This is a genomic window from Planctopirus sp. SH287, from assembly GCF_056500625.1.
The window spans coordinates 3,615,834-3,638,909 of sequence record NZ_CM151403.1 but is presented as its reverse complement, the minus strand read 5'-3'; the positions used below and the strand labels follow the sequence as shown (position 1 = coordinate 3,638,909).

General features: G+C 53.9%; 14 protein-coding genes. 13 read left to right on the top strand and 1 reads right to left on the bottom strand.

Annotated features, from left to right (window positions below; genetic code table 11):
- Positions 1 to 177 precede the first annotated feature (177 nt).
- The 10 genes from SH287x_RS13495 (at position 178) to SH287x_RS13450 (ending at position 15,252) form a co-directional block, all read left to right on the top strand.
- Positions 178 to 1,179 (top strand): dihydroorotate dehydrogenase, encoded by a 1,002-nt coding sequence (locus SH287x_RS13495; protein ID WP_479514842.1) that lies wholly within the window; start codon positions 178 to 180, stop codon positions 1,177 to 1,179.
- A gap of 106 nt (positions 1,180 to 1,285) precedes the next feature.
- A complete protein-coding gene (gene trpS / locus SH287x_RS13490; RefSeq protein ID WP_479514841.1) occupies positions 1,286 to 2,260 on the top strand; it encodes a tryptophan--tRNA ligase in 975 nt (324 codons plus the stop codon).
- Positions 2,261 to 2,746: 486 nt separating this feature from the next.
- Positions 2,747 to 4,852 (top strand): carboxy terminal-processing peptidase, encoded by a 2,106-nt coding sequence (locus SH287x_RS13485; RefSeq protein WP_479514840.1) that lies wholly within the window; start codon positions 2,747 to 2,749, stop codon positions 4,850 to 4,852.
- A 937-nt stretch (positions 4,853 to 5,789) separates the two neighbouring features.
- Positions 5,790 to 6,170 (top strand): diacylglycerol kinase family protein, encoded by a 381-nt coding sequence (locus SH287x_RS13480; protein ID WP_479514839.1) that lies wholly within the window; start codon positions 5,790 to 5,792, stop codon positions 6,168 to 6,170.
- Between the two features lie 550 nt (positions 6,171 to 6,720).
- The gene (locus tag SH287x_RS13475; RefSeq protein ID WP_479514838.1) at positions 6,721 to 7,500 is read left to right on the top strand and encodes a hypothetical protein; all 780 of its coding nucleotides are present in this window, start codon (positions 6,721 to 6,723) and stop codon (positions 7,498 to 7,500) included.
- Between the two features lie 51 nt (positions 7,501 to 7,551).
- Positions 7,552 to 10,176, top strand: coding sequence for a secretin and TonB N-terminal domain-containing protein (locus tag SH287x_RS13470; protein ID WP_479514836.1), 2,625 nt, complete (start codon positions 7,552 to 7,554; stop codon positions 10,174 to 10,176).
- Positions 10,177 to 10,278: 102 nt separating this feature from the next.
- Entirely contained in the window at positions 10,279 to 11,133 is an 855-nt protein-coding gene (locus SH287x_RS13465; RefSeq protein WP_479514835.1) for a M48 family metalloprotease, read from the top strand.
- Between the two features lie 186 nt (positions 11,134 to 11,319).
- Positions 11,320 to 12,969, top strand: a complete 1,650-nt coding sequence (locus SH287x_RS13460; protein WP_479514834.1) for a hypothetical protein — start codon at positions 11,320 to 11,322, stop codon at positions 12,967 to 12,969.
- 95 nt (positions 12,970 to 13,064) lie between these two features.
- A complete protein-coding gene (locus tag SH287x_RS13455) occupies positions 13,065 to 14,300 on the top strand; it encodes a hypothetical protein (protein ID WP_479514833.1) in 1,236 nt (411 codons plus the stop codon).
- Positions 14,301 to 14,391: 91 nt separating this feature from the next.
- Positions 14,392 to 15,252 carry a formyltetrahydrofolate deformylase gene (locus tag SH287x_RS13450; RefSeq protein WP_479514832.1) on the top strand — a complete coding sequence of 287 codons (861 nt, stop codon included), beginning with the start codon at positions 14,392 to 14,394 and terminating at the stop codon, positions 15,250 to 15,252.
- Between the two features lie 1,068 nt (positions 15,253 to 16,320).
- Here SH287x_RS13450 and SH287x_RS13445 read toward each other — a convergent pair.
- The gene (locus tag SH287x_RS13445) at positions 16,321 to 19,266 is read right to left on the bottom strand and encodes a hsp70 family protein (protein ID WP_479514831.1); all 2,946 of its coding nucleotides are present in this window, start codon (positions 19,264 to 19,266) and stop codon (positions 16,321 to 16,323) included.
- Positions 19,267 to 19,568: 302 nt separating this feature from the next.
- Here SH287x_RS13445 and SH287x_RS13440 point away from each other — a divergent pair, with 302 nt between their 5' ends.
- The 3 genes from SH287x_RS13440 (at position 19,569) to SH287x_RS13430 (ending at position 22,946) form a co-directional block, all read left to right on the top strand.
- Positions 19,569 to 21,221 carry a 3-keto-alpha-glucoside-1,2-lyase-like domain-containing protein gene (locus SH287x_RS13440; protein WP_479514829.1) on the top strand — a complete coding sequence of 551 codons (1,653 nt, stop codon included), beginning with the start codon at positions 19,569 to 19,571 and terminating at the stop codon, positions 21,219 to 21,221.
- 445 nt (positions 21,222 to 21,666) lie between these two features.
- On the top strand, positions 21,667 to 22,140 hold the full coding sequence (locus SH287x_RS13435) for a MarR family winged helix-turn-helix transcriptional regulator (protein WP_479514828.1): 474 nt from the start codon (positions 21,667 to 21,669) through the stop codon (positions 22,138 to 22,140).
- A 104-nt stretch (positions 22,141 to 22,244) separates the two neighbouring features.
- Entirely contained in the window at positions 22,245 to 22,946 is a 702-nt protein-coding gene (locus SH287x_RS13430) for a pirin family protein (RefSeq protein WP_479514827.1), read from the top strand.
- Positions 22,947 to 23,076: the final 130 nt, after the last annotated feature.

Genomic DNA, 23,076 nt, shown 5'->3' with positions numbered 1-23,076 from the left:
TCGGGTTTCCGCGAAATTTCCGCGACCGGGGTCATCTTCGGCACGGGCGCTCATTGCTGCAAGTGTGAGGAAGCAAGTCTGGCGTGGTTGTCGGTTTTGGCCTCAAATCGTTAGTCTGCACGAAAGCTGTTTTTTCTCACGACCAGACATTGTCGTTTTCGCCGAAATTTTTGAATTATGTTGCCGACAGAGTCTCTTTCTACCACGACTGCTTCATCCGGCCAGCCAGCGATCCCAACTGCTGCCGATGTGAATCTGGCTGTTCAACTGGGTCGGCTTTCTCTTGCCAATCCGATTCTGGTGGCTTCGGGAACTTTTGGTTACGCCCGTGAGATGTCGGCATTTGTCGATTTTACGAAGCTGGGGGGCGTTATTCCCAAAACCGTGACCCGTGAGCCGCGTGCGGGGAATCCTCCACCGCGAACAGTGGAAACCACCGCTGGCCTGCTCAATTCCATTGGTCTGGATAACGATGGCATCGAAGTTTTTATCACCAAGCATCTGGCGGCATTGTCGATGCTGCCAACGGCACTGATTGTCAATATTGCCGGTAAGAGCACCGAAGATTTCGTTGTGATGGCCCGCCGGTTGGATGAATTCTCTGGTATCAAAGCTCTGGAACTGAATATCAGTTGTCCGAATGTCAGCGGGGGGGTCGACTATGGCACGAACCCGAGCATGACGGCAGAAGTCGTTTCTGCTGTGAAAGAAGTGACATCCAAGCCGATCATTGCGAAGTTGACACCCAACGTGACGAGCGTGGTGGAGATTGCCAAAGCGGCCGCTGGTGCCGGGGCTGATGCACTATCGCTGGTTAATACCTTTCAGGGCTTTGCTGTCGACTGGCGGACGGGGGAACCCCGGTTAGGAAATGGCATGGGGGGCCTCAGTGGGCCGGCGATCAAGCCGTTGGCACTGCGGATTGTGTGGCAAGTGGCACAACAGGTTGATTGCCCGATTGTTGGCGTGGGAGGGATTCAATCTCTCGATGATGTGCTGGAGTTTCTGGTCTGCGGGGCGACCGCCGTTCAAGTGGGGACCGCGAACTTTTATAACCCATCGCTCTCCAGTCAGTTAACAGAGGGTTTGGCCCATGTTCTCAAAGAGCGTGGTTTGAGTCGTGTTCAGGACATGATCAAGACGGTGAAACTTCCGAAAACGCAACGGAAGTCTTGTTGATGATTTGAATGAGTGCCTCCGATCTTTCCACCGGATGTGGGGAGACGAAGGTGGGGTTGTCTCACAAAAGTGGTTTCGGTCAACGGTTTTAGTCAAGGGAATCAGCATGCGGGTGTTGTCAGGAATCCAGCCGACCGGACGATTCCACTGGGGCAACTACTTTGGCGCAATCCGCCAGTATCTGGCTCTGCAGGGGCATGAGCAGTCGTTTTATTTTATTGCTGATCTGCATGCTTTGACGACCATTCGTGATGCGGCTTTATTGAAGCAACACACGCTGGATGCCGCGCTCGATTTACTGGCGCTGGGGCTGGATCCGGATCAGGCCACGCTTTACCGCCAGTCCGATGTTCCTGAAGTCACTGAACTCACCTGGTTGCTGATGACCGTCACTCAGATGAGTCTGCTGGAGAAATGCCATGCTTATAAAGATAAGGTGGCTCGCGGGATTCCTGCCGATGCGGGGCTTTTTACCTATCCGATTCTGATGGCGGCCGACATTCTGGCTTATGACAGCGATGTGGTTCCTGTCGGTGTGGATCAGGTGCAGCATATTGAAGTGACGCGCGATGTGGCTCAGCGGTTTAACTCATTTTATGGTGGCGAGTTCCTCCATTTGCCGAATGCCCGCGTGCTGGATGACTCGGCCAAGGTGGTCGGAACCGACGGCGAGAAGATGTCCAAAAGTTATGGCAACACGATTGAAGTCTTTGAGGCGCCCAAGGCGTTGAAGAAGAAGATCAATTCCATCAAAACAGACTCCACGCCGGTGGAAGCTCCGAAGAATCCTGAGACCTGCCATATTTTCACGCTTTACAAGCTGTTTGCATCGGCTGAACAGCAGCAGGCCCTTGCCGATCGTTACCGTCAGGGTGGCATGGGATATGGCGAGGCCAAGACGGCACTTTACGAAGCTGCGATGGAGCATTTTGGAGCGGCCCGAACTCGCCGTGAAGAACTGATTCAACAACCGGAGCGAGTGGAAGCGATTCTTCAGGCGGGAGCAGCCAAGGCTCGCAAAAAAGCGCGCGAGGTGCTTGATCGTTGCCGGGCGGCCTGTGGGCTTCCTTTCCGCGCCTGAACGCCAGCGTTCCCACAAATGACCGGCACTCTTTCTTTCTGTCTCGCCGGGTTTTCCTGTTGAGTTAAGAGGTCTGTCTTCAGCTTCCTGCCAGATCATCGGGCGGAGGCAGGGGACGGATTATGGGGCAGGGACTTGTCGTTTGTTCATGTTTTCTGAGAATAAACGGGCAACTGATAAAGTTCCTTTCACGCGATCGGGCAATTCGTCGTAACTCTGAGAGCGATGATTTGTCTTCGCAGTGAAGTTGGTCTCTGTCATTCTCGCAAGTTGCCCGTCTGTGTGAATTCGATGATTCTTGCTGTTTTGCAGTGATCCAGCTTCTGTCACGGGATTTCACCGCTGCTTTTTGCGAGTTTCTGCCGTTGGTTAATCATTCTCCAAGCCTTTGAGATTGTGCAGGTTCTGTAAAGACGCATCTTGCCTGACTTTGCAAAACTGCGATACGATCATCAGGGGCACACGTTCGGTCATGGCTGCCAGTCTATGGCAGTAGTTTTAGCAACAGGGGAGTCTCCCCCTTACTCAGGGATGTTTGGAATGATGCAGCGATTGCCGTCTCGAGCGGTTGCAGGAGTCGTGGCCTGCGCGTGTTTTATGGCTGCCTCGACGATTTTCGCCCAGAACCTGGGGAAGACTTCGACCAGTGAACAAGCCACAGCCCGCCTGACCGCAGATATGATCAGCCGATATCACATTGGACAAAAACCAATGGATGATCGGATTTCCCAACTGACGTTCACGCGATTTCTGAAGGATCTTGATCCGCAGAAGCTCTATTTCACCAAGGGCGACATTGATGAGTTTTCGGCCTATAAGGACAAGCTCGACGATCTGCTCAAGGTTGGTAATGTCGATTTTGCACACTCTGTCTTCCAGCGTTACTTGCAACGCTTGACTGAGCGGGTGGCGTTGGCTCATCAACTCGTCGACATGCCTCATGATTTTACTGTGGAGGAATCCATGGTGACGGATGGCGATCTGATGGCTTATGCCGCGACTCCAGAAGAAATGAACGAACGCTGGCGCAAGCGGGTGAAATTTGAATTGCTGTCGATGAAGCTTGATGACAAACCTCTGGACGAAGCTCAGAAGCAGGTTCACAAGCGATATGAGACGCTGCTCCGCGCTGCCAAGGGGACGGAACCCTCAGAAGTTATGGAAATGTATCTTTCGTCCGTGGCTCACTCGTTTGATCCTCATTCGAGCTATATGTCTCCCCAGACGATGGAAGACTTCCAGATTTCCATGCGTCTGAGTCTGGAAGGGATTGGAGCCGCCCTGCGTTCGATCGATGGTTACACCACGGTTTCGGAAGTGGTTGCCGGTGGTGCTGCGGAAAAAGATGGTCGTCTGAAGGCCCAGGACAAGATCGTCGCTGTGGCTCAGGATGGCGAAGACTATGTCGACATTGTTGAAATGAAGCTCAACCGTGTGGTGCGTTTGATTCGTGGGCAAGGTGGTACGAAGGTCAAGCTGAAGGTGATGAATGCTGCTGGCGAAACCAGTGAGATCATCCTGACCCGCCAGAAGATCGAGCTTAAAGGCCAGGAAGTTAAGGGCGAAATCATCCCGATGGCTGACCGGGTTCCCGGTTCACGTGGCAAGATTGGTGTGATCAATATCCCTTCGTTTTACCGTGACTTTGGCGGTGCTCAATCCGGTCAGGATAACTTCAAGAGTACAGCTCGCGATGTTGCCAAGGTCTTGCAGGAGTTTGATCGGCAAGGGGGTGTGGACGCCATTGTCGTTGATCTGCGAATGAATGGCGGCGGGGCTTTAACGGAAGCCATCGAAGTCTCGGGCCTGTTCCTGGATCTGGGGCCTGTGGTTCAGATCAAGGAACCTAACGGCAAGATCAAATCCTATGACGACGAAGAACAGGGCGTGATGTACAAGGGGCCGTTGGTCGTCCTGTGCAACCGTCTGTCGGCTTCCGCTTCCGAGATCTTTGCTGCTGCTATCAAGGATTATGGTCGTGGGATTGTTGTGGGAGACACCACGACTCACGGGAAAGGAACCGTGCAGCATGTGATGCCGATCAGCAACCGGATTTTCTCAGTGCTGAACAATCAGGATCTGGGTTCGGTCAAGTTGACGATCAATCAGTTCTATCGTGTTAACGGCGACAGCACTCAGAACCGTGGCGTTCCTTCGGATGTGGTTCTGCCTTCACTGGTCGACCATATGGATCTGGGAGAATCGTTCCTGGAAAATGCGCTGGCTTTCGATCAGGTGCCGCCAGCCCGTCATCCCATGTACGACATGACGCCTCCTGTGGTGGTCTCGGCCGTCAAGGACACCAGTGCCAAGCGGATTGAAGCCAATCCCGAGTTCGACAAAATTCGTGGGGATATCAGCCGATTTGATGCCCGCAAGAATCGGAAAACGATTTCGTTGAACGAAGAAACGCTCCGCAAGGAACGTGACGAAGAGAAGGCTGTGGAAGAGATCCGCAAGGAAGAAGAAGAGCACGAAACCAAGGGGACTGATGGGCCGATCTTCAAGAAAACTCCTTACAACGACGAAGTGCTGAAAGTCGCTTCGGATTATGTGGAGTTGCTCCGTCAGGCCAAGACTGCCAAGAAATAATCGGCATCAGCCTGAATCGCTGCTCGTTCGTCAAATCAATCACCCGCGCGGAACTTTTCTCACGAAGAGTTCCGCGTTTTACTTTTGGTACTTCAGACATGACGCTTGTGACTGGTCAGCCTGGCGCAGAGTCTGGGAAAACGTGCTGTTTCCAGGGGAGGTTGGTATAACCTCATTTTTTAATATCAATCCCATGAATTAACAGCGAGTTCATGACTCTTCGTGCCATGCTGACCGGTTCTGTGTGGGCATGCCGAATGTGCGTTTGCCGTCAATTCTCTCGCTCTACAGGAGCATGCTTGCTCAAAGCCGCTGTCTTTTATACATAAATTTCTTATTCCCTTGAGCAAGCGGCACGGCATTGACACCATCAAGGGGTGATGACCAGATCAACCCACGGGAGTTCCGGCCTGGGGGAAAAACCTGCTCATCGGAATGACTCCTTTGCGTTCTTCGCGCCTTTGCGGTGAGTCAAAGAATTTTTACCGCGAAGAAAAGAAGATCGCGAAGGAATTCGGAAGAGATCGAGTGCCGTGTCACGGCTTTGTTTTCGGGTTGATGTCGCCGCTACGTCCTCCGTTGTCGGACTTAACAACAGAAGAAACCCGAGTTTTATACTTTGACAATGCACGAGGGGAGTCGAACGGGATGGGGCGGGAGCCTGCTCTATGACTTTTGAACAGCATCAATCCCTTGGATTCCCTCGGCTGTGTGCCAGATATTGAGGTAAAGGCCGCAAGGTGCTATGGGCCACCCATGCCAATTTCCTGGTGCGGTTCAGGTGGCGAAAAAGTTGTGTATAAACGACAGCTCAAAGCCGCAAACATGGCACTTTGCTGGCTTTGTTGGGCGTTATCAATGTGGCTGGCCAGCAAGTCGTGACTGGCCGATGAGTCGGAATCTCTACTTTATTTTTATGTCGGGAAGTTGAGTCAACGTGCGTCAGCCTGATTTTCTCCAGAGCCTGAGTCATGCCTGGCGTGGATTGCGAGAGACAATCTCGACACAACGCAACATGCGGCGGCACCTTGTCATCGCTTTATGTCCGATTTTGCTGGGAGCGATCCTGGGGTGCTCGACCATCGAATGGTGCCTGCTCATTCTGACCATTGCCATCGTGCTGGGTTTTGAAGTGATGAACACCGCGATCGAAGGAATCGTGGATCTGGTTTCCCCCGAGATTCATCCGCTGGCGGGCCGGGCTAAAGATTGTGCCGCTGGAGCGGTTCTGCTGGTGGCCATCGCCTCACTCTTGGTGGGCCTGCTGATCTTCGTCCCAAAGCTGCTGCTACTGGTTGCCCACTGGCGCGCCCAGTAATATCATTCACAAGAAAAAACTGCGCGGTGCGTTGTTCCGAAGTCAAGCCTGTTAAAAGACATGTGAAATTCGAGCAGCGCAGTTATTTCCTGGAAACCGTATAAGAACCTGTCCTGAAACTCTCAAATCCTTCTCCGTTGAGTGAGAAGGTGATGAGAGGATTGGTCTTGGCTTTGGAAACACGGCTGGTTCATCGGCCCTCACCCCGGCTTCACATCCTTGGCCTCTCCCGCAAGCGGGAGAGGGAGCCAGGCTTCAGCCTCAGATACTGAGCACCGTTTACTTCCACTGGCAGCTTTTGCCGAGGAACAACTGGAACAGCTCCCGTGAAGCGAAATTTAGGCGGGTTGCATCGAGAATGCGGCTTTTAACGAAAGTTTGGCCGCCAGATTGACGATGGCTCGGATACACACGCCTCTCTTCAATGCTCATCGAACGTTCTCCCCTTCCTGTTTCTCAATGGCCAGTCGGCCGCTCCCTGGAATTCCCTCAGCCTCACTTCTTGTCGATGAAATCGCGCACGTGATTGTCGTGCGATTGGGGCCTCCCCATGGCAACAGTCTCTTTTTCACAGAAACTGATGAAGGATCTTCGTGCCAGCTGGCCGAAGACGGCGATGCTGACTGCGCTGTTATGTGTGGGACTCTGGATCTGGGCGCCGATGCTTTCCGGATGGCTGGCACCTTCCCGGAAGACGCCTGGTTCTGCGTCGAATACCACCTCATCCAGCTCTCCCTCAGGAGCTTCGACGGCTTCGGGTTCCTCTTCAATGGCTCCGCAAGCATTGGGAACAGACGCGACCTCCCCGTTGCCCACAGGATCGCCAGCCACACCTCTGGATTGGTCGGCGTGGGAGCAGCGGTTGGCGAAAGATCCACTTCTTGCGGATCGCGGTCTCAAGTCAACGCCTGATCCTTTTCATCCTGCAGAAGATCATTATCCACTGCCCCTCCTGTTTGAAGACGAGCCGGTTCCTTCGCCTGTCCTGGCAGCCCCGGTAGAAAAACCGAAAGATGATCCCGCGGCCGCCATTGCGGAGGCCCGCCCCGGGCTGATGTTGCAATCGACCGTTGTTGGCACACAACGGCGGGCCGCTCTCATTAATTCCCGTTTAGTCAATGAAGGTCAGAAGTTTTCCATTCAACGGATCAATTTTCGCCTGGTTCAAGTGGAATCGGAGCGGGTCATTCTTGAAGACCGCTCGGGCCGCTTTGAACTCAAACTTCCCCGCAGCGTCGAGACTCTTGTCGGCCACGATCCCACGGAGAAAGACCGACTGGAAGACCTGGGGGTTCCTCCGCAGATGCACTTACGCCAGTTTCAACCTTGATGGCTTGTTGATCTCAGAGCCTGACCGGTTAATTACGTCATGGAAGACGTCATGCCTAATCCTTCATTTCAATTGGCTTTTCGAGCGATGGCCCTCGGGTTTGCATTGCCGGCTACGCTCTTTGTTGGCTCAGAATTCTGGCCGGCTGAATGGCAAGGTGCCAGCCTTGTGAAAGGTGGCACTTCTTCTAAAGCGTCTTCCCTGCCTGTCATGGGGGGCACTTCGCAAGCCAAACCTGCTGCTTCCGTTTCTGCTGATCAGACCGTTCCCACAGACCTTGCCCTTGCCGGGCAGCAACCCGTACGCACCGTGACCAGTTTCGCCTCTGCACCGACGGGATCACTGGCGATCAAGAGTTCGCAAGCTCGTCTGACAAAGCCAGAGCCATATGAAGCCTCAAGCCATGGGGCCTATGTTCCCGAACCACAGGAAATTGCGGACGATCGGATTGAGATCTCTCCGGCGATCACGTTTCGCGCCTTGCCTGTTGATGAAATTCCGACTGCGCCAACTTTTCGTGCATCTGCGACCCCTGCGGCTCCTTCTGTCAATCATCGTCTGGAAGCTCAGCTCACGGGATTGGAACAGAAAATTGAGCGACTGGCACAAGCCCAGAGTGATCGTCAGCAATCGGATCTTGATCGGGCCAAAGCTCTTTATGAACAGATGAGAAACACTCAGCAATTACAGCAGATTGAGAATCGTTTGACTGAGCTGTCTTTGCGTTCGGTTCAGACCAATTCAGCAGCACCCACAACATCTGGTGCCGCTCCGGTGGCTGTGCCAGGCAATTCTTCCGAGATGATTCCTCAGACGAATCCGGCTGCTCAGTCATTGCCGCCATTCACAGCACCGGTGGCTGCTCCCCCGCTTCCTCAGGCTGACTTGCCACCGGTGGAAGGGCCGAAAAGTGTGGAGCTTCCTTTGGCACCACAAATCCGACTGTTGCCTCAAATCCCTCATGCGCTGGATGGTTCATCAGAGGTCGCATCGCCAGAAGAAAAATTTGATCTTCAGGTGGAGCAGGCCGAGTTGCCTCGCGTGCTGGAGCTATTGGCACAGATGGCGGGGATCAACATTCTGGCCAGCCCGGAAGTGACGGGGAAGGTGACTGTTAATCTGCAAGGGGTGACGTTGGAAGCCGCTTTGGATGGATTGCTTCGTTCTCGTGGTTTCATCTTCCAGCGGGAAAAAGACATTGTCTTTGTGATGACAGCGCGTGAAGCCGAGGCCCGTCGTCAGGCGAGTCGTCAGGTGGTTACGAAGATTTATCAGCCCAATTATATCAACGTCAAAGAACTACAGCAGTTGATTCAGCCGATCCTGACACCCACACTCGGCAAGTTGTCAGTGACTACGCCCTCTGCGACAGGCATTCCCGAGAACGCGACTGATGGCGGTGGCGATAGTCTCTCGCAGCGTGATGCTTTGCTTGTTCAGGATTATGCAGAAGTGATTTCCGAAGTTGATCGCATCCTGATTGAAATGGATATCCCTCCCCTTCAGGTCATTATCGATGCCAAAATTCTGAGCGTGAAATTGACAGACGATATGGCTTTTGGGGTCAACCTGGCTCTCTTGGGAGGCGATAAAAATCTGCTGGTGACAGGTAATGGAGCCTCGATTGCCACGAGTAGCGGCTTCCCCGGTGGCACAGGTTCCATCGTTCCCCCGGCAGCCCAGTTTCTGGCGAATACGGCCGGCCTGAAGTATGGATTCATCGCGGGTGATATCACAGGCTTCATTCGTGCTTTAGAAACATTGGCTGATACCAGTCTCGTTGCTTCGCCTCAAATTCGGGCACTCAACAAGCAGCGAGCCGAAATGGTGATCGGTACACGGCTCAGTTATAAGACACTCGCTTTCAACAGCACTCAAACGATTGAAAATGTGAACTTTCTGGAGTCTGGAACCAAGCTGATTATCCGGCCGTTCATTGCTCCTGATGGATTAGTGCGGATGGAAGTTCACCCGGAACGATCCCGCGCGATTATCAATCAATCAACTGGTCTGCCCGATCAGGACACCACCGAAGTGACCACGAACGTGATGGTTCGCGATGGCCAGACGGTGGTGATCGGTGGTCTGATCAGCGAAGAATCGACCGAGTCCGTCGATCGCGTTCCTTTACTGGGGGCTTTGCCGCTGGTGGGGGCGGCTTTCCGAAATAAATCCAGCCGCATTGAACGAACCGAACTGATTGTGCTGATTACTCCCCGCATTGTGGATGAATTCGCAGCGGGAGTGGAAGGCGAGGTTCTTCAACAAGCCACCGAAGAGCGGGCGGCACACTTTCGTGATCATCTTTCGCCGGTCAATCGGAACAGCCTGACGCGGGCACATTATGAGCGAGCGGCATATTACTCTCAAAAGGGTGATCTGATGCGCGCCCGCCAGCATATTGATGCCGCCTTGCACCAGAACAGTTCTGATATTGATGCCCTGCAACTGCGAAACGAAATCAATACCCAGATTGAAGCCAAAACGGGGGATCTGTTCCGTTGGCCGGGACGTGGCAAAAAGTCGGCTCGGCAGGCGGCAGCTGCCGCAGCGTCACCTTCACCCGTCACTCCTAACGTCTTCTTGCCGAATAACGGTGGGGGGGCGGTCTTGTCACCAGACGTCACTCCTGTTCCCGTTCCTGTCCCCATTCCTGGCCCTGGCCCCGGTTTCTAGAAATGGCGCGATAGATTTTGGTTTGGGAAATGTCGCTCGAAGTGTCACAATGAACAGCCGGTATGTTTATCAATTGTTGACCGACTTCAAGAGACTTCTCTCATGTCATATGGAAATCAACCGAGGCGTCGTGGCTTTCGGATTCAAATTCTGATTGGTCTGGCCATCGCCGGGTTTGCCCTGGTGCGATATTTTGCCAGCATGGACGTAAACCCGGTCACGGGGGAACGGCAGTTCGTGGGGATGTCTCCCAGCCAGGAACTGGCTTTGGGGCAACAATCGGCTCCGGAAATGGCGCGTGAGATGGGCGGCCTGATTCCCGAGAACGACCCCCGGGCTGCTCTGGTGCGGCAAGTGGGACGCCGTCTGGTGGAAAATTCCAAGGCGAAAGAGAGTCCCTGGAAGTTCCAGTTTCACCTGCTGGCTGATCCTCAGACAATCAATGCTTTTGCCCTTCCCGGCGGACAGATCTTTATCACGCTGGGCCTGTTTTCCCGGCTGGAAAACGAGGCGCAACTGGCGGGTGTGCTCGGCCATGAAATTGGCCATGTCATCAATCGTCATAGTGCCGAACATATGGCGAAAGGACAGTTGGGCCAGATGCTGTCCACAGCCGCGGGAGTGGCTGCCAGTGACGAAAACAGTGGGGGACAAAACGCCCAGATGGCTGCTATGGTCGTGAACCAGATGTTGCAACTTCGCTACAGTCGGGGAGATGAATCGGAGTCTGACTCTTACGGTTTGGTGGCCATGGTCGATGCGGGCTACGATCCATCCCAGATGCTGGGTGTGATGCGAATTCTGGCGGAAGCCAGCCAGGGAAACCGTCAGCCTGAGTTCCTGGCGTCGCATCCTCATCCCGAGAGCCGCTTGGAGCAGATTCAGGCGTGGCTGAAGAAGACCTATCCCCAAGGGGTTCCCAGCAACCTCACCGATGGCAGTTCGCTGCCACATTGATCGCCCGACAGGCTGTTAATCCCTTGCAATCCTCACGATCGGCATGACCGGGCAGGTCAACTGTGGCATTCTGTCAACGAGCCGCCCACTCCCCTTCATTGAGGGGGTAAGTTGAATGCGTGGAGGGGCGTCATTGAAGCCGCTTCGCTTGAGTTCGCGCATTGCTTACGTGGAAGGGTTCTTGCTATGCCTGCTGATCTGCTGACATCTCCCCCGGCCTCTTTGCTTCCGGGAGAATCATCGGCGTCTACAGAGCAGGACTCTGCGGAAGGCTTGCCAGCCCAGGAGCATGAATCGGGGCGGCACCCGAATGTGGGCGCCGATGCTTCGATGCTGACCGACAAGACGCCCCTCTGGATGCGGGCTTCACGGCAAGTGGTGGCGATTACCGCGCTCGTCGGGGTGGTCTTCTGGTTCTTTTCTATTAAGCCGTTGTGGCATACCGACCTGTGGGGCCACCTCAATTATGGTCAATATCTATTAGCTCACGGGTTTGCGACGACGGAACCGTTAATGCCTCTGGCAACCGGCATGCCTTATATGAACACGGCCTGGCTGAGCCAGTTGTTGTTCGTTGGAGTGGATCATCTGCTGGGCGGAGCGGGACTGCAGGGTCTGCTCGGTATTCTGGTAGCCAGCATTGTGGCTTTAATCGTGGTGCCGCTGGCGAACCAGACGCACCGTTTGCTGCTCGCTGCAGCCTGTGGGATGCTGTTTGCTTTTATCAACTTTGCCGAGCTTTCGGTTCTTCGTCCCCAATTGCTGGGGATTGTGTGTTTTCTGGCAACATTGCCGCTCTGGTTTTCGGCGAAATCCTCCCGGCATGTCTGGTGGCAGTTGCCGCTGATCATGGCGCTATGGGCGAACCTTCATGGGTCATTCATTGTGGGGTTATTGGTGCCTGTGGCATTGATTACGGGGCGGGTGATTGACCATTTGATTCGCACGGGTGATGTTCGCTCCGTTCTGCGGGATCAGACTCTGTGGAAGTTCGTGCTGCTGGCGCAATTATCCGCCGTGGCGACTCTCTTGAATCCTTACCAATGGCGACTGTGGGTTGAAGTGCTCACGTTTTCGCAGAACCCGAACCTGGGGAGTCTGACCGAATGGCATCCGCTCACGTTACGTGCTCAGGAAGGCCAACTTTTCGCTGTGGTGGGATTGGCACTGCTGGCGGTTCTGCGAAGTTCGCCTCGCCGGGTTTCGACGGGAGAAATCCTGTTGCTGGTGGGATTAGCAGCTTTGGGCTGGTGGAATGTGCGAATGATCGTCTGGTGGTTTGCTGTGGCCATATGGACGATTGCCATTCATCTGGATGCAATACTGACGAAGAAGAAATGGGAAAAACGTGCTTCGCCACGAGCCGGAAAATGGACAGTCGTGCTGGTGGGTCTGATCTGGATCTTCTTCGGTTTCAGTCCACTGGGCATGCGGATTCTGCATGGAAAGCAGCCTTCAGACAGCCGGCTCTTTTCGGACTTTTCGCCGGTGGAATTGACTGAATATCTTCGCAAGAAGCCACCTGTGGGACAGGTTTTCAACCCTTATGAGTGGGGCGACTTTCTTCAGAAGTTTGGGCCACCAGGGATGCAGGTTTTCGTCAATTCCCATGCGCACAATGTCCCGCGTGAAGTCTGGCGCGATTATCTGACTGTAGTTGACCAAGGTTCCGGCTGGAGTGAACTGCTTGATCGTTACAGCGTCAATACCGTGATTCTGGATAAGCAGTTCCGTGACTCGCTCATTCGTCGCATGAAAGAAGAAGCCGCCTGGAAGCAGGTTTATGATGATGGTCGGGGTGCGATCTTTACCCGCCGTGTGATCATTGATCGTTAATGACGACGCGTTGTGTCCTGGTGCGATACTCATCAATTTCTTTACGCCCGGTTCTGGTGCCTGACGTTGCACCATAGGAAATGCAGGATTTTCTCATGTCACCGACAACTCTGGCGACACCGACCGCGCGATCCCGATTCTGGCGCATGGTGGGACTGACTCAACTGGCGACTGCCATCCTTCTGGCGACTTCGCTAGCCTGGGCCTTTTCCCCCGCTGCTCCTTTACGGCATGAACCCTTGCTGATGCCTGGGCCTCAAGTGCCTGTTCCTCCACGGACAGAGCCATTATCGATTTCGCCGCTTTATGACGATCCCGAAGTTGTCAGCGATGAAGAGCTGGCGGCTGTCCTGACGAAAATTCAGCCACGCTTCCCGAAAGAGACATTGAAACCTAACTATGTGGAGCACGCGCTGCGTACGTGGTCAATCCATGCAAAGTTCAAAGATCCGGCCGTGATGAGTGGTCAGCAGATGAAAGAATTTCTCACCAATCATGGCCAGTTTCTGGCATCATGGGGTGAGAAAACCAAGCCGATTCTGGAAGATCACAGCACGGGGGTTTCGATTCGCTGGGGAAAAGAGACCGGTGCTTCGGTGCATCACGATCACTGGCTGGCTTCGCTGACAGAAGCCGGTGTTTCGCTGCACGAACCGGTGTTCTTGCCGGGGGGGAAGCAGAAGGATATTGGCGACGTACTGCGTCAATCGCTCCTGGATTTTCGCGTTGATGAAATCGAAGTGGAATGGTCGGCCATGGCGTTTGGACTCTGGCTGGCACCGACCAACCATTGGACGAACGCGAAAGGTCGCCGGATTGATTTTGATTTGCTGGCCGAGCGATTGGTTCGGGGACACCAGCGATTTGGTGTCTGTACGGGAACGCACCGTGTCTATTCCCTGATGCTGCTGATCCGTCTGGATGATGAATTCAAGATTCTGTCTCCTGCTGGCCGCGACCTGGCATGGAAACATCTGGAGTTTATCCGTGATCAGATTTCCGTTTCTCAGTTTGAAGATGGTCATTGGCCCTCGAACTGGTCAGATGGAGCGGTGGCGTTAACATCCCCCGTGAATGATGAACTGTACAAAAAGGTCATCGCTACGGGTCATCATCTGGAATGGCTGGCCATTGCCCCGAAAGAGTTGCATCCTCCGCGCGAGCAGATTCTTAAGGCTGCTGACTGGGTGATTGCCACGACAAAATCCCAGACCGATGCGGAGATTTTGGGAAGCTACACCTTCTTCAGTCATGTGGGGAAAGCGCTGGCCTTGTGGCGAAAAACTCAGCCGCATGTGTATTTTGAGGCATGGGAAGCGAGCGGAAAATGATGGTTGCTGGGATCGTTGGCAATCATCCGTCGATCTCTGCCTGTTCTTCCCAACAACCAACTCTCCATTTTCAATAACCAACGAGTCTTTCATGCAAGTCGTCATTACCGCCGTTGGCCCGGATAATGTTGGGCTGGCCGATCCCATTGTCCACCATGTGACGGGGGCGGGTGCGAACATCCATGAGATTCAGATGTTTGACCATGACGCAGAGCGTCTTTTCGCAATGCACTTGCGCATTGAATGGCCTGGCGCGCAGGATTCGGTGGCCAAACTTCGCGAGGCGATGCGTCAAATTGGCGAAGTCAAGCAATTGGCGATCCGTGTCTGGAGTCGAGAGGAACGCATCAGTCCGCCACGTCTGGCACTGTGCACGACTTATCGCCCGGAGCCTGCATTGGCGGTTCTCCGCGCGATTCGTGATGGGCGACTCAAAGCCGAAGCGGCTGTGATGATTGGCAACCGCGAGACTTGTCGGGGTGTCGCCGAACAATTCGATATCCCTTTTATCAACATCGGTGATGCCAGGGGTGAGCCTGATTATAGCCAGTTTGTTCAAGTGCTGGATGAGGCTCAGATCGATTATGTCTTACTGGCCCGTTACATGCGTGTGCTGCCTCCGCATGTTTGCTGGCAGTTCGCAGGGCGGATTATCAACCTGCATCATGGGCTGTTGCCACCATTCCCTGGATTTCACCCTTATGAAGATGCGTATGCCCGCCGGATGCTGACGTTCGGAGCGACGGTACACTTCATTGTGCCTGAACTGGATGCCGGGAACCAGATCATTCATCAAAGCACGTTCACAGTACCGCCGGGAACGCCGCTGGTTGATATTAAGAGAATGGGCGAACGCGATCATGAACCGCAATGCCTGCTGGAAGGCGTGCGTCGCGTGGTTGATCGCGAAGTCGAACTCCACTTCCAACGCGTCATCCGCCGCCGCGTATGAGGGCAGGTTTTATCCACGAATGGGTCGCCGCCAGCCCCTTGCGGGGTTTGGGGCGGCGTATGGGGCCGGTCGTTTGCTGACGTTTGGGGCTTACGCCGCCAGGCCGCTGGAATGAGAAGGGAAAGAAGGATGCTTTTCGCGCAACAATGGGCCATAGGGTAGAGAGGCTTCGTTTTGGGTGCACCTCGCAGGTTGAGGTCTTTTTCGCCTGTGATTCCGGACAGAAGACTCTCTCTCGGCTCGGTCAGGGCCACCCTTTGCCAATGGGGAGTCATTCCCATTGGCGGAAGCGCCGATTGTGGACGCTTCCCTCGAATTCGAGACTGACAAACAGTTCATCAAAGGTGAGTTGCTCACGCAGAACACCTCTGATGCCCGACTGAATGTTTTTTATTGGCACTTATTCATTCGCCACTTCTTGTGACGAGGGAATGCCAACACAATCACGTTTGATTCAGTAAATACTGAATCAGACAGGCCGACGGAATGTTTTTCAACGAGGGTGACTTCGTGGAATGATGTTTCGTGGTGGCCCTGATCACTGCTGGAATTTTCACGGCCCCCGATTGCTCGCAAGAGTGGTCGGGGGCCCCCTTACGGGGTTTGGGCCTATCGGCCGGGACGTGGGCTAAAGATCCGCAGCCCCGTTGTGGCCGCTCTTTCCTTGCGCCTTACGGGGTTTGGGGCGGCGTATGAGGCAGGTTGTTGATATACGAATGGGTCTTACGCCGCCAGGGTAGTGGTATTTTTTGCGGGGGCGGTTCGCGGGTGTTTTAATAGAGCTGGTGGGTTGCGCAGAGCCTTAACCCACCCTACTGATTAATGACAGTTTATAGCTACTTGTAACGAGTCGTTCAGAGTTGGTGCATTGCGCTGCGCTTCATGCACCCTACGTAGTAAATTCTTGGCGATAGATAGGCGTTTTTTTGTAGTGAATATCTATTGAAAAAGCTCTCACCCTCACCCTGGCCCCTTCTGTCAGAATGGGCGAGGGGGGGATTCATTCTTGCGGGGTGTGTTGAGTTGCTCGGGAAATCGATCGCATCTCGCTTGATTTCGGGTCATTGATTATGCCAGAAGGGTTAAACCTGGGGGTAATTGGTCGCCCATCAATTGGCCAGCTTCTTCGGTGGTGAATTCGCCACCTTCTCTGACCAGTTGTTCCAGATGAGGGGCGGCCTGGTGTTGATTCAGCCATTCGGCGACTTCATCGCGGAGAGCCTGGCTGAGATCCCGGTAGCGGTCTCCCGTTTTCCGGGCGATTTGTGCCAATGACAGTGCGACCAAAGGAGTCGGGCCGCCACAGATCATGAGTGTTGTCAGATATTTTTCCACAATGGCCGGCTTCAAAACATGGTCTATCGAACCATAAGCCGGGACACGCTGGCCCAGGCGACCCAAAGACCAGATTGCGGCTTCTGATGTTCCCGGAAGTGATCCCGTACGCAGCCCCTGTTCAATCAGGTTCCCCACTTCATGACGATACGATTGAGGGAGTTGTTCAAAGGCTCCTATCAATCGCACCATCTCAGCCAGTTCATGGGACGATGGGCCGGACTTGCTGGTCTCTTTTTTTGTGCTGGACGTCCGTTTGAACGATGTTCGCAAGATCGGCAGGAGAGGGGCTGTGATGGCTCCTTGCGTGCCGGCCGTCAACCCTCCCGAGATCCGTCGCCAGAGGATGAGCAGTTCCACACGAACTTGAGGGTCAGCGCTGCTGAGCTTACCGCTGATTGATTTCCAGGTTTCCTGCACGCGCCAGTCGTCGATGGCGACGCCGTAGCCGGGTCTTAAGCTGAATCCGACAAGATTCAGCCATCGGGCTTCATGCGTGGGAGAACGACCGCGTTGAGCAGAGACATCCATGAGGGATGCCCACAACGCCCTCAAGGTGACTGGCGGCCAGTTTTCTCGGGATAACTCTAATGCCTCAGAGAGTCTGGGCATGAGTTCACGTGGGGCGAGGGCGTGGGTGCCCTGTGAGACAAAGGTCTGACGAATCAGGCCATCGGCGAGTTTCAGCAATTCTTCGTCGATCACGCCGGATTGTTCGCCTGTGCCTGTATGGGATGCCATGTCAGTGCGGGTCACGCTGCGGACATCGAAGGCGAGCTTCCATGATCGTGGGCCGCCGACTTCCTGAAATCCCAGATCCAGGGTGCCTAATTCTGTGAGACGGGCAGAAAGAGTGGCTTCCACTGTTGTGGCTTCTGTCTCGCGGCGGCTTTTCAGCACTGTGCGAATGGGGGGCAGCGGAGTGAGTTGCTCGCGATCCAGGGGGATTAAGGCGGCAGCCGCATCTGTCAGACGGGTGCTTGAACAGAAAAGTGGAAATTCCACGGGTTGAGACAGCCTGAGCAGAAATTTCCTTTGGGAAAGATCGATCTCTGCCCCTGGTTCAATGCCTGAGGGAAGAATGCATAACGCCTGTTGGGAATCACCGCCAATTTGCAGGTAATAGCTTCTCGCTAACCTGGCCACGATTTTGATGCCCAGCCCCCGCTGAACCAACCCGAAATAAGCGGCTCCCTGAGCGACGGCCAGATCGAGTCGGCCGTGATCCAGCTCTTGGATGTGCTGTGCTGCCTGCTGGGGGGAAAGGTTGGGACAGAACCAGTGGCGCAGTGTTTCCAGCACGCGGTTTTTGAGGACAGGTGATTCAAAGACGCCGCCGTTGAAGAGTACCAGATCAGGGCAGGCGGGATCTTGATTGACTAAAGCTGGAGAAGCAGACGCAGTGGGGAAGTGTTGTTCAAGCTCGGCGAGTGTCTGGCGGTGCTGGCTGAGGAACTGGCTGATATATCTGGTGACGGCGGGGTCGGCGGCGTAAGACAATCCAAATTCACGAAATCCCAGTGCCTGACTGCCCGGACGATCGGCGAGTTCGCTCTTTGGAAAGAAGCCTTCGACCAGGCATGACTGTGCCTCGTCTTTCGTGATTTCAAATTGCCGACTGCCTGCAAGAAGACGGGAACTGCCCGAAGACAAAACAAGGCTGGTTTTTTCGGGCGGATGATTACCGAGCAGGACTTCTTTGGCAACCCGGCACTTGCGGACTAATGACTGGAACTCGCGCGGGGGGAGAGTTTCTCCCAGCGAGTATTTCTGTTCGACGAAATGGGCCAGGGCGAGATCAAGATTGTCGCCGCCCAGGATCAGATGCTGTCCCACGGCGACACGATGAAATTCGCATAGCCCATCGGGCCGGCTGCGGACGCGGATCAATGTGAAGTCACTTGTTCCACCGCCGACGTCGATGACCAGGATTTTTTGGCCGGGATGAACATGGGATTCCCAGTTGTGCCGATGTCGTTCGATCCAGGCATAGAAAGCGGCTTGGGGTTCTTCAATCAGTGTGATGCGGGGAAGCCCGGCTTCACGAGCAGCCTTGACGGTGAGTTCGCGGGCAATTTCATCGAAGGAGGCCGGCAAGGTGATGACGAGATCCTGATCTGCCAGCGGGTGTTCGGGAAACTGAGCATCCCAGGCCTTGCGATAGTGCTCCAGATAGCGGCTGCTGGCCTGAACGGGCGAGAGTTTTGTCACATCGTCCTGACTCTGCCAGGGAAGGATGGGCGCGGTTCGGTCGACACTGTAATGACAAAGCCAGCTTTTGGCAGAGGAGATCAAACGTTCGGCGTTTTGTGCTCCCTGATCTCGGGCCAGAACGCCGACCACTGACAGGTCTTTAGCAGTCGGCATGGTGGCGGCAGTGGGGTTTAATTTCCCGGTGGAATGGGCATTGGCCATTGACCAGGGCAAATTCAATGAATCGACGGGAATCTCTCCCGCAGCGAACTCGTAATGGAAGGACGGGAGGGTTTCCCGTTTTTCCACCACTCCCGGCGCAACCAGCTGACTTACAGGGAAAATCTGTACCTGAGGCTCGGAACGAGAAGCCCCCTCGTTGCTGGACGTGTCGACAAACGCCATGGCACAGTTGGTTGTTCCCAGGTCAATGCCTACAACAAAGCGAGATTTGGCGGGTGATGTCGTCGCGGACGGTGTCGTCACCGGAGTTCTTTCTTGAGTGAGCAAGCCCGGTTTTCACGTGGGGTTTGAAGCCAGGGCATACAGGCTGTTATGTCGATCAGTTGTTGATCTTATTCAGGGGGATTTATCTGACTTTTTTGCTTTCATTGCTCACTGGTTGCAATTGGGCTTGGTGAGGTGTTCAATACTCAACAGATCAACACTTGCTTTTCAGTTGAAGTTTCAGTCGTTTATCTCTCTGATAGCGTTTGTCGCAGACATCGACATTCGTCCCATGAATTTTGGGACAATTGATGAATATTGCACCATGAAGGATAGCCCCGATGCACCGACTTGTCCCTCTTCTGCCAATTGAAAAACCATCGCGCTGGATTGTGGCGCTTGCATGGGTTGCCGTGCTTCCCATGCTGGTGGGGTGGGAAGCATTTTGCAGGGCTGAAGGTCAGTCCGACGAGAATGGATTTGTGTCGCTTTTCGATGGAAAAACGCTGAAAGACTGGGACGGTAACCCTGAGTTCTGGAGCGTTCAGGATGGAGCGATTACCGGAATCACCACGGCAGAAAAGCCAACCAAAGGGAACACGTTCATCATCTGGCGCGGTGGAGAAACCGGCGATTTTGAACTGCAGCTCGACTACAAAATCATTAACGGAAACAGCGGGATTCAGTACCGCAGTTTTGAAGTGAAAGACCAGCCCTGGGTTGTCGGGGGATACCAGGGGGATTTTGAAGCCGGCAATACTTACAGCGGCATCAATTACGGTGAGCGATTCCGTGGAATTCTGGCCCAGCGTGGACAGCGGACAGTGATTGGCAATGACCATAAGCCGAAGGTCAAAGAACAGTTCGCTGAAGGGGCTTCGCTTCAGAATGTTATCAAGAAAGAAGACTGGAACACCTACCGCATTGTGGCAAAAGGTTTCCAGTTTGATCATTACATCAATGACACGTTGATGAGTTCTGTCACCGATGAGGACATGAAGGATCGTCGGTCAACGGGTGTTCTGGCGCTCCAGTTACATACCGGGCCGCCCATGAAGGTTCAATTCAAAAACATCCGGATGAAAAAGCTGGATTCTGGTGAAAATAAAGTCAGCGACGCTGCCAAGAAGAAGCAGGTGCTGCTGCTTGCTGGTCGCAAAAGCCATGGATTCGGATCTCACGATCATACGGCCGGTTGCACTCTTTTGGCCAAACTTTTGAATGAAAGTGGCTTGCCTGTCACAGCGAAGATGCACTCTCTGGAATCCGAGGGATGGCCAAAACCCGAAGCTCTGGAAGCTGCTGACACGATTGTGATTTACGCCGATGGGGGTGGCGGTCATCCCTTCAATAGTCATCTGGATGAACTGCAAAAGCTGGTTGACAAGGGGACTGGCATTGTCTGCATTCATTACGGCGTGGAGACAGTGAAAGGAAAGCCGGGGGATGCCTTTCTCGATTGGACGGGGGGATTTTTTGAACCTCACTGGTCGGTCAATCCTCACTGGACGGCGAGCTATGAGAAGTTCACTCCTCATGCGGTGACATCAGGTGTTCAGCCATTCAAGATTAACGACGAGTGGTATTATCATATGCGGTTTCGAGAAGAGATGGGTGGAGTCACGCCGATCCTGACGGCTCTTCCCGGCCCAGAGACTCTCAAGCGTCCAGATGGCCCACACAGTGGAAACCCGGCTGTTCGAGAGGCGATTGCCAAGGGGGAACCTCAGCACATGGCCTGGGCGCATGAACGCGGGAATGGAGCACGTGGCTTTGGATTCACCGGCGGTCACTTTCATTGGAACTGGGGCCATCCCGAGTTCCGCAAGATTATTCTGAATTCAATTGCCTGGACGGCTCATGTCGATGTTCCTTCCAGTGGTGTCCCCGTCGGAAAAGTGACTGTGGATGATCTCCTTGTGGGACACGATGAACCTGTGCCTGCCGACTTCAATAAGGCTCGGATTGAAGCCATTTTAACTGAGTGGAATTAATGATCTGATCTTATGGGCTGACCCCGGTTTGGCCCTGTTGATGGAATCACCCATTGGTCACATGAGTGGCCAATGGGTTGCGACAATCGTTGTTTTGAGTTGTCTTTTGATAGCAAACCGTTGACTGTCCCAGTTTTCGATGTGGTCAGGCGCCTCAAAATCGCGATCACCCTGTATCACTCCTGTCATGTCTATTTCCATTTCCTGTCTTTGTGCCGATCGGCGATTTCCTGAATAGGGAAAGCCTCTTCACTACGGTGCAAGTTCTTTGCGCACTGGTGTTTGAAGACGATTAAACAAGAGTTCTTTTTGAAGTTCTTACCTATCGCGAACGTTCTCATCTTCCTTTGTCTGTTTCCCTTTGTCTGTTTCAGAGTGTCTTTGTCTCTGTTTCCCGTCTGATTTCCTGCTTTCTCATTCCTATCTTTCGCCTCATGGAACCTTCATGAACACCTTTCAAAAGCTCCTCGGCAAACGAACACCCTTTGCTGATCCTTCAGAAGAAGCGGCGCTGACACTTTTGAGAACAGCCGATCGCCTGGAATATCGCTGTGGGCAATTATTCCGTCAGTACGGCCTGACCAACTCTCAATACAACGTCCTGCGGATTCTTCGTGGCGAAGGAGAAGCCTTACCGAGTCTGGAGATTGGCCGACGAATGCTTCAACCTGTTCCGGCAATGACCGGCCTGATTGATCGCCTGCAAAAGCTGGGATTGGTTGATCGGCAGAGAATCCCCATGGATCGACGTCAGATTCTGGTGGGGCTGACCGAGCGCGGCAAAGAGCTGATTTCCGAGATTGATGAGCCGCTTAAGTCATTAATTCAAAAGATGTTCGAGCATTTGGCTGCGGAGGAATTGACACTCTTGAGCCAGCTGTTGGAAAAATCTCGCCAACAAATTGAGCTGACTGTGTAAGGAGCAAGGTGCCTCGCCGGTAATTGATGACATGTCGACAATCATCTGTTCGCATTGTCACATCCTCATGGGGTGGCACCCCTTTTTGCTCAAGTCAGGTTCCAATGATGAAACACGTTCGCTTTGCCAATCAGCGCGGCAGCTTTGATCATGGTTGGCTGAAAACCGCGCATAGTTTTTCGTTTGGACAATACTTCGATCCCGAATGGAACGGCTTTCGTTCCCTCCGTGTGATCAATGAAGATTTTGTCGCCGCTGGGCAGGGTTTTGGCCTCCATGGTCATAAAGATATGGAGATCGTGACGATCGTCCTGAGTGGAGAGCTGGAGCACAAAGACAGTTTGGGGAATGGTGAAGTTCTTCGGCCAGGGGAATTGCAGCGAATGACGGCCGGAAGCGGCATCCGTCATAGCGAGTTTAACCCCAGCGCCACCAGAGCGACGCATCTTTACCAGATCTGGCTGCTGCCGGAGGCTAAAGATCTGCCGCCCAGTTATGAACAAAAGCCGTTTGCCCCTGAAGATCAGCAGGATCGCTGGCAACTGGTCGCTTCGCGCGATGGTCGGGACGGTGCGCTGACCATTCATCAGCAGGCCGAACTTTACCTGAGCCGCATGAGCGCCGGACGTCAACTCAGCAAAGAGCTGACAGGCGGATCTTATGGCTGGCTGCAAATCCTCAGTGGGAAAGTTGTTAGTGATGGTCACACATTACAGGCCGGGGATGCCCTGTACTGGGACGATAAGGAACCTGTCACTGTCAGCGCCATCACAGATGCTCAACTGCTACTCTTTGAATTGAACTAAACACGGTTCCTCTCTGAGATCACTGGTGCATTGTCAAAGGATAAAATTCGGGTCACTTCTGTTGTTAAGTCCGACAACGGAGGACGTTGCGGGGGCTCAACCCGAAGACAAAGCCGTGACACGGCCTCGG

Bases quoted from the DNA above. Each gene is read 5' to 3' on its own strand.
- SH287x_RS13495 (WP_479514842.1), top strand. From the start codon at position 178: ATGTTGCCGACAGAGTCTCTTTCTACCACGACTGCTTCATCCGGCCAG.
- trpS (WP_479514841.1), top strand. From the start codon at position 1,286: ATGCGGGTGTTGTCAGGAATCCAGCCGACCGGACGATTCCACTGGGGC.
- SH287x_RS13485 (WP_479514840.1), top strand. From the start codon at position 2,747: ATGGCAGTAGTTTTAGCAACAGGGGAGTCTCCCCCTTACTCAGGGATG.
- SH287x_RS13475 (WP_479514838.1), top strand. From the start codon at position 6,721: ATGGCAACAGTCTCTTTTTCACAGAAACTGATGAAGGATCTTCGTGCC.
- SH287x_RS13470 (WP_479514836.1), top strand. From the start codon at position 7,552: ATGCCTAATCCTTCATTTCAATTGGCTTTTCGAGCGATGGCCCTCGGG.
- SH287x_RS13465 (WP_479514835.1), top strand. From the start codon at position 10,279: ATGTCATATGGAAATCAACCGAGGCGTCGTGGCTTTCGGATTCAAATT.
- SH287x_RS13460 (WP_479514834.1), top strand. From the start codon at position 11,320: ATGCCTGCTGATCTGCTGACATCTCCCCCGGCCTCTTTGCTTCCGGGA.
- SH287x_RS13455 (WP_479514833.1), top strand. From the start codon at position 13,065: ATGTCACCGACAACTCTGGCGACACCGACCGCGCGATCCCGATTCTGG.
- SH287x_RS13450 (WP_479514832.1), top strand. From the start codon at position 14,392: ATGCAAGTCGTCATTACCGCCGTTGGCCCGGATAATGTTGGGCTGGCC.
- SH287x_RS13440 (WP_479514829.1), top strand. From the start codon at position 19,569: ATGCACCGACTTGTCCCTCTTCTGCCAATTGAAAAACCATCGCGCTGG.
- SH287x_RS13435 (WP_479514828.1), top strand. From the start codon at position 21,667: ATGAACACCTTTCAAAAGCTCCTCGGCAAACGAACACCCTTTGCTGAT.
- SH287x_RS13430 (WP_479514827.1), top strand. From the start codon at position 22,245: ATGATGAAACACGTTCGCTTTGCCAATCAGCGCGGCAGCTTTGATCAT.